Annotated in this window: 9 protein-coding genes; 2 read left to right on the top strand and 7 right to left on the bottom strand. The window is 64.0% G+C overall.

Features of this window, described 5'->3' with window-relative positions; genetic code table 11:
• The first annotated feature begins 52 nt into the window (after window positions 1-52).
• Window positions 53-1,012: an SDR family oxidoreductase gene (locus tag AC1DZU_RS12470; protein WP_477284959.1), complete on the top strand. Its 960-nt coding sequence runs from the start codon at window positions 53-55 to the stop codon at window positions 1,010-1,012.
• Window positions 1,013-1,135: 123 nt separating this feature from the next.
• Here the strand turns inward: AC1DZU_RS12470 and AC1DZU_RS12465 are convergent, their stop codons facing one another.
• The 5 genes from AC1DZU_RS12465 to AC1DZU_RS12445 all read right to left on the bottom strand — a co-directional run bounded on the left by AC1DZU_RS12465 (window position 1,136) and on the right by AC1DZU_RS12445 (window position 9,058).
• Window positions 1,136-4,309, bottom strand: coding sequence for an efflux RND transporter permease subunit (locus AC1DZU_RS12465; protein ID WP_477284957.1), 3,174 nt, complete (start codon window positions 4,307-4,309; stop codon window positions 1,136-1,138).
• Window positions 4,310-4,388: 79 nt separating this feature from the next.
• The gene (locus AC1DZU_RS12460; protein WP_477284955.1) at window positions 4,389-5,561 is read right to left on the bottom strand and encodes an efflux RND transporter periplasmic adaptor subunit; all 1,173 of its coding nucleotides are present in this window, start codon (window positions 5,559-5,561) and stop codon (window positions 4,389-4,391) included.
• A 157-nt stretch (window positions 5,562-5,718) separates the two neighbouring features.
• Window positions 5,719-6,324: a hypothetical protein gene (locus tag AC1DZU_RS12455; RefSeq protein WP_477284953.1), complete on the bottom strand. Its 606-nt coding sequence runs from the start codon at window positions 6,322-6,324 to the stop codon at window positions 5,719-5,721.
• Window positions 6,321-8,594, bottom strand: a complete 2,274-nt coding sequence (locus AC1DZU_RS12450; RefSeq protein WP_477284951.1) for a xanthine dehydrogenase family protein molybdopterin-binding subunit — start codon at window positions 8,592-8,594, stop codon at window positions 6,321-6,323. The genes AC1DZU_RS12455 and AC1DZU_RS12450 overlap by 4 nt, the downstream gene beginning before the upstream one ends.
• Before the next feature lie 2 nt (window positions 8,595-8,596).
• A complete protein-coding gene (locus AC1DZU_RS12445; RefSeq protein ID WP_477285447.1) occupies window positions 8,597-9,058 on the bottom strand; it encodes a (2Fe-2S)-binding protein in 462 nt (153 codons plus the stop codon).
• A gap of 124 nt (window positions 9,059-9,182) precedes the next feature.
• Here AC1DZU_RS12445 and AC1DZU_RS12440 point away from each other — a divergent pair, with 124 nt between their 5' ends.
• On the top strand, window positions 9,183-9,782 hold the full coding sequence (locus AC1DZU_RS12440) for a TetR/AcrR family transcriptional regulator (RefSeq protein ID WP_477284949.1): 600 nt from the start codon (window positions 9,183-9,185) through the stop codon (window positions 9,780-9,782).
• 32 nt (window positions 9,783-9,814) lie between these two features.
• Here AC1DZU_RS12440 and AC1DZU_RS12435 read toward each other — a convergent pair whose 3' ends face one another.
• Together AC1DZU_RS12435 and AC1DZU_RS12430 are read right to left on the bottom strand one after the other, a co-directional pair.
• Window positions 9,815-10,945 carry a patatin-like phospholipase family protein gene (locus AC1DZU_RS12435; RefSeq protein ID WP_095089447.1) on the bottom strand — a complete coding sequence of 377 codons (1,131 nt, stop codon included), beginning with the start codon at window positions 10,943-10,945 and terminating at the stop codon, window positions 9,815-9,817.
• A gap of 213 nt (window positions 10,946-11,158) precedes the next feature.
• A complete protein-coding gene (locus AC1DZU_RS12430) occupies window positions 11,159-12,247 on the bottom strand; it encodes a citrate synthase/methylcitrate synthase (RefSeq protein WP_477284947.1) in 1,089 nt (362 codons plus the stop codon).
• Window positions 12,248-12,258: the final 11 nt, after the last annotated feature.

Below are 12,258 nucleotides of genomic sequence, written 5' to 3'. Positions count from 1 at the left end.
CGTGTGCGAGGGGACCATCTTCGAGCTGCAAACATCGACACGGAGACGAAAAATGACCAAGATCGCAATTCTCGGTGCCAATGGCCGGCTCGGCCGTGTGGTCGCCAGGGCCTTCATCGATGCCGGCTATGATGTCCGTGCAATTACCCGCAGCGCCAAGGTGCCGGCCGAACTCAAGGGCGCCACGGCCGTTGCCGGCGACGCACTCGACCGCGAAGCCCTCATCCGCGCCACGCAAGGCGTCGATATCATCTTCAACGGCCTCAACCCGATCTACACCGACTGGGGCAAGTGCCTTCCGATGGCCGAGAACGTCATGGCCGCCTGCCATGCGAACGGCACGCTGCACCTCTTCCCCGGCACCGTCTACAATTACGGCTCGCCGATGCCGGCGGTGATCACCGAGGGCACGCCCTTCCACCCGACGACGGAAAAGGGGCGCATCCGCTGTGCCATGGAAGACCTCTTCCGCCGCGAGGCGGACGCGGACCGCGTCCGCACTATTCTCTTGCGGGCCGGCGACTTCTTCGGCGGCACCGGCAGCGGGTCATGGTTCGATCTGGTCGTCGCCGCCAAGATGAACAAGGGCATCCATACCGCGCCCGGCCCGGTCGATCTGGTGCATGAATGGGCCTATCTGCCGGACTTCGCCAAGGCCTTCGTCGGCCTGGCGGGAAAACTCGACAAGCTCGGCCCTTATGAAGCGCTCAATTTTCCCGGCCATGCCGTCACCGACCTTGAGATCAAGGCCGCAGCCGAAAAGGCGCTCGGCCGCTCGCTCAAGATGACCTCGATGCCGTGGTGGGTGCTGCGCGCCGGCAGCCCGTTCGTGGCGATGTGGCGCGAGATCGTGTCGATGTCCTATCTCCGCTTCGAACCGCATCGGCTGGCCTCGGCAAGGCTGGAAGGCATCATCGGAGCGATCCCGCACACGCCCCTGGATCGGGCGGTCGCCGAGGCTCTCGAGGACATCGGCATCACCACGGTGAATGGCGTTACGAAAGCGGCCTGACATGCACATCGGCGGGCGCTTGCGTGGCCCTGGACACAAGGCTTCGCATTGCTCTGGGAAAACAATGCAAAAGGCCGCCCGGTTGTTCCGGGCGGCCTTTGCGTCAGAGGTTCGCAGGCAGGTCTATTCGGCTGCCTTCGGAAAGGCGACAGCCGGCTCGTCGCTCACATCCGTATCCGGCGTGTCGGTCGACGAAACCTTTCCCTTGTCGCGCCGGAATAGGCGACGGAAAAACGCGTAGAAGCGGCTGTTCTTGCTGCGCGTGAAGATCATCAGCATCGACGGCGTCACCACCAGCGTCAGCAAGGTCGCAAAGGACAGGCCGAAGACGATCGCCGACGACAGCGATATCCACCATTGCGTCGACGGCGCATTGATGGTCGTCTCGTGATGGAAGATTTCGAGACCGAGGCCAAAGGCGATCGGCAGCACGCCGAGGATCGCCGACACCGCCGTCAGCACAACCGGGCGGGCCCGTTCGCGGCAGGTCTGCAGTACCGCCTCCATCTTGTCCCAGCCTTCTTCGCGCAGCCGGTCATAGGTATCGATCAGCACGATGTTGTTGTTCACCACCACGCCTGCCAGCGCGATGACACCGATACCCGACATGACGATGCCGAAGGCCTCTCCCGTCAACAGCAGTCCCAGGAACACGCCGATCGTCGCCATGACCACGCAGGACAGCACCATCAGCACGCTGGTGAATTTGTTGAACTGCATCAAAAGCACGAGGAAGATCAGGAAGATCGCCGCGCCAAAGGCCTTGCCGAGGAAGGCGCTGGCCTCCGCGCTGTCCTCGTTGGAACCGGCCAGCTTCCAGCGTATGCCGCTGCCGAGATCCATATCGGCGACAGCGTTGGTGACCTCCTGCTGCACGGCCGCGACCTGGGTGCCGGCGGCGACGTTTGCCTGGACGACCACCGTACGGGCGCCGTCGATCCGGTTGAGGATACCGACGGTCGGCTCGGGTTTGCGCACGACGAAATTCGAGATCGGCACCGAGCCTTGCGAGGTTTGCACCCTGAGTTCGTCGAGCGTCGACAGCGTGCGCCGGTCTTCGGGCAGGCGCAGCCTGATGTCGACGGCATCGTCGGCACCTGCCGGCCGGTATTCCGAGAGCTTCAGCCCGTTGGTCACCAGTTGCACCACCGTTCCGACCGAAGTCGGGCTGATGCCGTACTGCGCCGCCTTGGCGCGGTCGACCTCGAGCGCCCAGTCGACGCCGGGCGGCGGCAGGCCGTCGGAAATGTCAATGACGCCGGGAACCTTGGCAATGCGGGCCGCGACGGCGCGCGCCTTGTCGTCGAGCCCCTTGGGATCGATCGCCGAAAGCCTGATCTGGATCGGCTTGCCGGTTGGCGGGCCGGCTTCGGGCACGCGAACCTCGACATCGACGCCGGGAATACCGGCCATGACGCCACGCAAATCGTTCAGGATCTGGTTCGCCGACTTGCGCTCGCGCCAGTCGATGAATTCATACTGGATAACGCCGACCACGTCTTCCGGGACGTCCTGCCCGCCGCCCTGGGTCTTGCCGACGCGGGTGTAGACCGACTTGATGCCGGGCCAGCCGAGTAGCCTGTTTTCGGCAGTCTTGGTCGCGGTATCCATTTCGGCCAGCGAAAGGTTGCCGCGAGCGTGCACGTAGAGCAGGCCGTAGTCTGGCTCGACACTGGGGAAGAACTCGACGCCGGCGCCATATTTCGAATAGGCAAAGCCGACGCCGCACAGCAGCGCCACCGTCAGCACCAGCACGGTGATGGGGAAGCGCACCGCCTGCTTGACGATGGCCATGTACCAGCCGTCGCGATTGTCGTCCGCATGGTGCTCGGGCGCCTTGGCGAAGATCGCCCCCAGCGTCGGCGCGAACACCAGCGCGTAGAGCATCGAGGCCGACAGCGTGACGATCAGCGTGATCGGCATGTATTTCATGAAGTCGCCGATGATGCCCGGCCAGAACAGCAGCGGAGAGAAGGCGGCGATGCGCGTCATCGTCGCGGCGATGACCGGACCGGCCATGCGCTTGGCGGCAAGCGCGAAAGCTTCCGCCTTCGGCATGCCCTCGCCCATCCGCCGCTCGGCGAATTCGGTGACGATGATGGCATCGTCGACAAGCATGCCGACTGCCAGGATCAGGCTGAACAGCACGATCATGTTGATCGTGTAGCCCATCATCGCAAGCAACAGGATGCCGATCAGGAACGATGATGGAATGGCCAGGCCGATCAACAGTGAGGCACGGCCGGACAGCGCGTAGAGGATGACGATGAACACCAGGATGACGGCGATCATCACATGGTTCTGCAGATCGCCGAGCAGCTGGTTGACGAAGACCGACTTGTCCTGCGTGTAAGTAACATTCATGCCTTGCGGCATGGTCTTGACGAAAGCGTCGGAGACCTCCCTCACCTTGGCGAGCGTGTCGATCAGATTGGCGCCGATGCGCTTTTTCACTTCGATGGCGATGGCCGGCTTGCCGTTGAGGCGGGTCACCGTCTCAGCATCCTTGAAAGTGGAGCGGATCGTCGCGATGTCCTTGGCCTGAACCACGGCATTGGGACCGGCGACCACCGGCAGCGCCGCCACATCCTCGGGCGTCTCGATCAGCGACGGCACCTTGACGGCGTATTTGCCCTCGGAGCCCTCGATATTGCCGGCGGCAACCAGGCTGTTGGAGTTGCCGACCGCACCGATCAGCTGATCGAGCTGCAGCCCGTAGGACGACAGCTTCATCGGGTCGATGACAACCTCGACGAGGTCGTCACGCGCGCCCTGCAGCGAGCCTTCGAGAACGCCGGGCACTTCTTCGATGCGGTCGCGCAGTTCGCGCGCGGCAGCGGTCAGCACACGCTCGGGCAATTCGCCTGACAGCGTGACGACGAGGACGGGGAATTCGGAGATATTGACCTCGGTAACAACAGGTTCTTCAGCCGCCTGCGGCAGGTCGGCCTTGCCGTCCTGCACCTTGCTGCGCGTGTCCTGCAGTGCCGTCGCCAGGTTGGTCTGCGGCTGGAACTCGACCAGCACATAGCCGCCGCCCTGGAAGGCGGCCGAGCGCATTTCCTTGAGGCCCTTCAGGCTCTTCAGCTTGCTTTCCATCGGCCGCAGCAGAAGGCGCTCCGAATCCTCGGGCGAAATGCCTTGATAGATCAGGCTGACATACATCATCGGAATCGGAACGTCGGGTTCCGCTTCCTTTGGCGTTGACTGATAAGCGACCCAGCCTGCGAGCAGAAGGAAGACCAGCACCGAGATGGTCAGGCGGGCATTGTTGATTGCGAGTCTGACGATATCCATGGCTAACGCCTGTTTTCGAATTTCAGGAGCTGCGTCGCAGCCGATTGTCCCCGCCCAGGGTGGTCCGTCGCGACCCCTGCTACTGCGTCCCGGCGGTCGCCTCGCCCAGCAGCTTCCGCAGGGTCGCCTGGTCGGCCTCGACCGGATTGACCTGATCGCCTTCCTTCACCAGTTCCTGGCCGGCGACGATGATGCGCGCGTCAGCCGGGATGCCGCCGAGCACGAGGCCGGTCGGCGTGTCGTCGACGAGGTCGATCGGGAAGAACGCCACCTTGTTGTCCTTGCCGACGGCGCGAATGCCGAGGTCGCCCTTGTCGCCGAGCGTCACCACCGAGCGCGGCAGCACGACCGCGTCGGTCGGTTGCGCGTTGAGCGCGATTTCCGCCGTCATGCCGGCCGGCACGGAGCCGTCGCCATTGGGGATCGCCACCTCGACGCGGAAAGTGCGGGTCGCCGACGACGCGTCGCGGCTGATGTAGCGCACGGTGCCTTCGACCGTCTGGCCGCTGACCAGCCGAACATTGGCCTTGTCGCCGAGCTTGAGGTAGCCGAGGTCGCGCTCGCTGATCTCGCCGCGGGCAATCACCGGATCGAGCTTGAGGATGGTTGCCACCTCGCCGCCCTCCATGATGGAACTGCCGAGTTCCACCGGCACCCGGTCGATGACGCCGTCGAAAGGTGCCCTCACCTCATTGCGCTCGAGTAAGGCCTGTGCCGTTTCCAGCAGCGACTGCGCCGATGTCAGGTTCGAGCGCGCCGTATCGAGCTGCAGCTTCGGCAAATTGCCTGACTTCATCAGTCGCAGAGCTGCGTCCAACTCGGCCTGGCGCTGCACAACCAATTGCTTGGCGTTGTCGACCATCGAGATCTTTTCCTCGGCGGCAAGCATCAGCACCAGATCGCCGGTCTTGACGTGCTGGCCCTGCTTGACCGGCAACTTGTCGATGACACCGGCAACGCGCGTCCCCAGCACCGCCCGTTTATCGGCTTCGGTCAACCCGGAAATGCGGATGGCGCGCGCATAGGTCTTGCGCGGCGGCGTCACCACAGCGACGGTGCGCAACGGTGCCTTCAGCTCGGCTTCGGCAGCCTTGGGCTTGTTCGCGTCCGGCGCCTTGCCCTTCTCGACTTCGGCAGCCTTGGCCTTGTTGGCGGCGACGCTGCCGACCGACGAAAACTCGCCTGTCGTCATCCAGGCCGCGAAACCAATGAGCACAACAACGGCTGCAAGCTTGTGAAACCTGATTCTCATCGTCGTTTTTTCCACTGCGGATTCGGCCAGCGTCCTCATAACGCGGGCGCGTCGCCGATATGGGTGCGCGCCAGGCCGTGTTCAATTTGCCGTGATCGGCGAAGCGCGTTTCTACATCAAAGTTGCACTGCAATATAGCCTTAAAGTTGCAAGACCATTACGGCACCGGGCAAGGTGAACCCACCGCCATCCAGTTTTCGATCGCTTGAAAGGTTGCTTCGGCCGAGCCCGGAGCCGGCTCACGGTTCGACCCCGGCGCCCAGCCCCAGCCGACCAACCTGTCGTCGCGAACATGCAGCGCGATATCGTCCAAACTGCGACCGCCATTGCGCGCCGGGTCCTTGATCTGGGCACAGATGTCGGCAGAGGATTTCCCGAACCAGGCCATCTCGGCCGGCGCCAGACGCCAGTTCTCGGCTCCGGGCGGTCCGTGTAACTCATTGGAATTGCTTGAGAAATGGCAAGGCGTGCAGCGCAGACCAGGATTGCCGAAGCCCGATCCGTCCTCACCGCGCCGGACATTGAAGGCGTGCACGCGCGTGCTGCCATAGTGCGCACCAGACCAGCGCGGCCGGTCGTCGGCGACATGACAATCGGCGCAGCGCGGATGTGAGAACACCGCATAAATCTTGTGCCATTCGGACAGGCCCTTGGTCGTGTCGACCGTCTGGCTCGGTGGTGTTTGGCTCTCCTGTGCGGTTGCGAACGGCGCCGCGAGAACGAGCATGGCAGCAGGCGTCAGCATGATGAGGAGCTTCTTCATGCGAAGGCCACCGTTTTCGACAAAGGCAGCGTGCGGATGCGCTTGCCGGTGAGCGCAAAGATGGCATTGGCCAGCGCCGGTGCCGCCGGCGGAGTGCCAACCTCGCCGACGCCGCCCATCTTGTGGAAATTTTCCAGGATGGCGACTTCGAAGACCGGGCACTGGAAGATCCGCATGGCGTCGAAATCGTGGAAGTTCGACTGTTCGACCATACCGTCGGCGAAGGTGATCTCCTGTCCCATGGCCGCTGAAAGACCGTAGATGGCGGCGGAAATCAGCTGTGCCTCGATGATGCCCGGATCGAGCGCGGTACCGACATCGGCGGCGATCCATACCTTCTCGATGCGGATGCCGGCGGGCGTATCCGCTACTTGGACGATCTCGCCGACCCAACTGCCGAAGGACAGCGTGAAGGCCATGCCCTTGGCCTTGCCGGCGGGCAGCGCCTCGCCCCATTTCGCCATCGCCGAGACTTTTTCCACCACCTTCACCGCCGCGGGATAGGCGGCCATCAGCTTCTTGCGCATCGCGACCGGATCGATTTTGGCCGCTGTGGCGATCTCGTCCATGAAGCCCTCATGGAAGAAGCCGTTGATCGAACTGCCGACCGATCGCCAGGAGCCGACAGGAATCGAGACAGGGGCGGCGACACCGCTCACCCGATAATTCGGGATGGTGTAGGGCTGGTCATAGGCCCCGTCGACGATGCTCTTGTCGGGTCCAAGCGGCGAGATCGAGGGGAACAGCCGGCGCAAGGTGCTGGCTATCATGGATGGCGACGCGATCTTCATGTCGACGGCGACCGGCATGCCATCGTCGCCAAGCCGCGCTTGGAACTTGCCGACCGCGGTCGGCCGGTAGGCGTCATGGCGCATGTCCTCTTCGCGCGTCCAGGTCACCTTGATCGGGCGCCCGCCTGTCTCCTTCGCCATCAGCGCGGCGCACAGCGCGTAATCCATCTCGACGCGGCGGCCGAAACCGCCGCCCATGAAGGTGGTGTGGACGGTGACCTTGTCCTGCTCGATTCCGACCACATTGGCGCAAAGCTGCCGCACCAGGGTCGGCGCCTGGTTGCCGCACCAGATGTCGACGGCACCATCCTTGAACCGCGCCGTGGCGTTCATCGGCTCCATGGTCGCATGCGCCAGATAGGGCACCGCATAGTCTGCCTCGACCATCCTTTCGCGCGGCGCGTCGGCGAAGGCGGTATCGACATCGCCATTGTCGCGCATCGCCGAGCCCTTGGTGCCGAGCGCCTGTCTCAGCACATCGGAAATGGCAGCGCTGCTGAGCGGATATTCGGGATCCGCCCATTGGGCATCGATGGCGTCGGCCGCCTTGAAGGCAGCCCAGGTATTTTGCGCGATGATGCCGAAGCCGTGACCGTAATTCGTCTCGAGCGGCACGATCTTGATCACGCCGGGCATTTTCTCGGCTTTGGCGAGATCCGCCTTGACCGGCTTGGCCCAGAAGCGCGGGCTCATCTTGACCGTGCCGTAGAGCATGTCCGGCAGCCTGACATCGATGCCGAAGATCGGTGCTCCGGTGACCTTGGCCAGCATGTCGATGCGCTTCTGCGGTTTTCCCAGCAGTTTCCAGTCGGCTCGGTCCTTGAGCCTGACTTCGGCCGGCGGCGCCATGGCGGCGGCAGCCGCGGCAACCGCGCCATAGGTCAGCGACTTGCCAGACGCCTTATGCAGGATCGACCCATCGGCCGTTTCCAGATCTGCGGCGGCAACGCCGAGTTTCTGCGCTGCCGCCGCGACCAGCAATTGCCGGGTTGCGGCGCCGGCCTGGCGCATCTTGTCGAAACCGTCGCGCACCGAAGCCGAGCCGCCGGTAGCCTGGATAGCAAGGAGCTTCCCGACCACGCCGAGACCTGAGCGTACCACCTGCGCGGTCATGCTCTCGTCGAAGAAGGCGAACGGGCCGCCCTCTTCGAGGATCGCGGCGTTGTAATAGGCATAGGAGGCCGGGCCGTGTTCGACCTTGACCCGATCGAGACCGACATCGAGTTCTTCGGCGACCATGACGGCCAGCGTCGTCGAGATGCCTTGCCCCATCTCGGCGCGCGGCGCGACGACGGTGATGATGTTGTCGGCGCCGATCTTCACATAGGGGTTGAACGTCACTTCACTCTTGCCGAGATCGACCTCAAGCGGGTTCGCAAACGGCTTGCGATAATAGTAGTAGCCGACGGCCACGCCGCCAGCGACGGCAGCGGCGCCGATCAGGAACGTGCGGCGGGCGATCTTTGCGACACTGGCCACGGTCAGAGGCCCGCAGTCTTCAGCGCAGCGGCCTTCTTGATGGCCGAGCGTATCTTCGGATAGGTGCCGCAGCGGCAGAGATTGCCGCCCATCGCGTCGTCGATGTCGGCGTCGCTCGGATCGGCAACCTCGTCGAGCAGCGCCACCGCGCTCATGATCTGGCCGGCCTGGCAGTAGCCACATTGCGCGACCTGTTCCTCCATCCATGCCTGCTGCACGGGATGGAGCTTGTCCGCCGTGCCGATGCATTCGATGGTGGTGACGGCGCCGCTGACCTCGCCGACCGGGAGCGAGCAGGAGCGCACCGGCTGACCGTCGACATGTACGGTGCAGGCGCCGCAGGCGGCGATGCCGCAGCCGTACTTCGGTCCGGTCTTGCCAATGAGATCGCGCAACGCCCACAGCAGCGGCATGTCGGGATCGGCGTTGATGTCGAATGACTGCCCATCGACGGTGAGGCGCATGGGGATACCCTTTGTTGTCGTCCACAGCTCGAGGCGAAATGGCCAACCGGTCATTTCGTCCTCAAACAGATTGACAAATTCCGTCATTTTGTCAATTGAGATTTTTACAGGATAATGCCGTCTCATGAATCAGATCGAAGACATCGCCACCGCTGACCCCAAACGCGTCCGTATCCTGGATGGCGCAATGAAGGTGTTTTTGGCTTATGGCTTCTCCCGCACCACCATGGACGACATCGCCCGCGCCGCCGACATGTCGCGGCCGGCGCTCTATCTCCTGTTCAAGAACAAGACCGACATTTTCCGTGCCATCGCCATGATGGTGCTGTCGCGCTCGGTCGAGTCGGCGAAAATGGCTCTGGCCGGCGATGGCGCTTTCACTGAGCGCATGACGCGAGCCATCGACGAGGCGTTCATCTCGATGATGAGCGCGGTCGTTGCCTCGCCGCATGGCGCCGAATTGCTGGACATGAAATCGAGCCTTGGCGATCTGGTCGGCTGCTGGCGCGGCGGTCTTGTCGAACATATCGCCGCCGCGATCGAGGGCGAGGCTGCCAGGAACGGCGCCGATCTCACCGCCAAGGGCCTGTCGGCGCAACTGCTTGCCGACATGCTGCTCGACGGGCTGGAAGGCATGAAGGCCCGCATCAGCGATCCCGGCGGGCAGCGGCAGGCCGCCGCCGCCCTGATCAGGGTGATCGACCTGACCCTAAAAGCTGGATGAAGCCAAGAAGCCAGGCTGTGCCGGTTTTCGTGTCAGGCGCGACGGCGCTCTGCCTCCGGGTTCTTGCGCACAGCGAGGAATTCCTTGACCCGCCGGCCAGGTGCGGGACCACGCACCGGCTTGAAGCCGTCATCGAGCTCGCCTGACAGATCGAGCGTCGGGCGCTTGCCGACCGCATCGTAATTCTCCTCCAGCCAGTCGCTGGCGGCGGTGCGGCCGAGATCGCGCATATAGCTCAGGAACGCCCATTCAGCATTGACCTTCGACGACGCCGACAGGTCCTTGAACGCCTCGTCGGCATCGATGCGGTGCATGCGGATGTCGCGGTATTCGCCATGCGGCAGGCGGCCGGCGGCGATCAGCTCCTTGACAAAGGCGATCGAGCGGAATTCGCGCAACAGCCCGGCGTTGAAGGTGATCTCGTCGATGCGGTTCTGGATCTCGTTGGCGCTCCTTGGCGTTCCTTCCCGCACCACCGGATTGATCTGCACCAGAAGCACGTCCTCGGTCGCCGCCGTCTTGAAGAACGGATAAAGCGCCGGATTGCCGCCATAGCCGCCATCCCAATAGGGCACGCCCTTGATCTCGACGGCGCGGAACAGTTGCGGCAGGCAAGCCGAGGCCATCACCGTGTCGAGGTCGATCTCGCCGTCGGAAAAGACGCGCAACTGCCCGGTTTCGACATTGGTCGCCGAAATGAACAGTTCCATCGACTTGCAAGCGCGAACATTGGCGAAATTAATCTCCTTCTGCACGACGTCACGCAGCGGGTTGAGGCCGAGCGGGTTGGCGACATAGGGCGAAAATACCCGCGACATGGTGTCGAAGAAGACATAGCCCGGCGTGTTCTCGATCGACCAATTGCCCCAGGCGACATCCCACGGCATCCGCTGCACCGGGCTGAACCGGCCCTTTGCCGCCACTGCGCGCCAGAAATCATCGAGCTTTTGCCGTGCTCCCTCGACGCCGCCACGCACGAAGCCGTCGGCCAGCGCCACCGCGTTCATGGCGCCGGCGCTGGTCCCGGACACCGCTGCGATCTCCAGCCTGCCATCCTCCAGCAGCCGGTCGAGCACACCCCAGGAAAAGGCCCCGTGCGAGCCGCCGCCCTGAAGCGCGATGTTGATCTTCTTGGTTTCCTCCGCCTTGCCGTTTTTCGTCATGGCGTTCCTGTCGTTTTGGATGCTGCAGGCCTCATCACGCCCGAGGATCGGGACGGTCGGTTACAGCGGACCTATGTTGCAGTGCAGCATATAAGTCCTGACCAAGGCAAGAACACGAACACGGTCGCGTGATCACATGAAATTTCGGTCATGAAGAACCGCCTCGCCGCTTCGGAGCGGAGAGGCGGCATCCATCGAAACAGGCAGACAGCCTCAGGCAACAAGGTCCGGCACCGGCCCGACATAGCGCGACTGCGGCCGGATCAACCGTCCGGTCGCCTGCTGTTCACGGGCGTGCGCAATCCAGCCGGCGACACGCCCGGCGGCGAAGACGTTGCTGAATGCCTCCTTGGGGAAACCCGCCGCCTCCAGCAGCAGCGCGGTGTAGAACTCGACATTGGTCTGCAATGAGCGCGACGGCTTGGCGATCCGCAGCACGTCGAGCGCGGCTTGCTCCACTGTCTCCGCCAAGGCCAGCCGGCGACCGGTTTCGCCCTCGCCGCCGAGTTGCCGCACGACCGCCTTCAGCACGTCGGCACGCGGATCGCGCACGCGGTAGATGCGATGGCCGAAGCCCATTATGCGCTCGCCATGCGCGACCTCGTCGCGCAGCCAGCGGGCGGCATCGCCATGCGCCTCGATCACATCCAGCATCTCGATCACCGGACCGGGCGCGCCGCCATGCAGCGGGCCCTTGAGCGCGCCGAGCCCGGCCATCACGGACGATGTCAGGCCGGCCTGCGTCGACGCGACCACGCGGGTGGCGAAGGTCGAGGCATTGAGGCCATGATCGCAGACGGTCACCAGATAGGTGTCGAGCGCCTTCGCCAGCGCCGGCGAGGCGGTACGACCGCTGAGCATCCTCAACATGTCGGCGGCATGATCGGACAGGCTGTCCGGCGCGATGGGCGCCTCACCGCGCCGTAGGCGAAGCAGGGCCGCCGTCAGCACCGCGGGCGCCGCAACCAGCCGTAGCGCGTCCGGCAAAGTCTCGCCGTCCGGCAGCAGCGCCATGCCGGCGCGCATGGCGCTGTAGACATCGAGCGATGCCAGCAAGGGCAGCGAGGGCAAAAGCCGCTCGAACACTTCTGCGCGCGCCTGGCCCAACGCTTGCGCCAGTTCGGCGTCGCCGGGAAGGTCTTCGAAGAAGCCATCGAGCAGCAGGCTGACCACCTGCGCGTAGCTCCAGCGTCCAGCCAGGTCCCGCAGCGAATGGCCGCGGATGGTCAGATTGCCACCAAGACCATCCACGTCGGAGAGGACGGTTTCAGCCGCCACAACGTCGTCGAGCCCATTCGCCATAGCCTGCCTCC

The organism is Mesorhizobium sp. P2_A12, from assembly GCF_056405075.1.
This window is presented reverse-complemented; position numbering and strand designations above follow the sequence as displayed.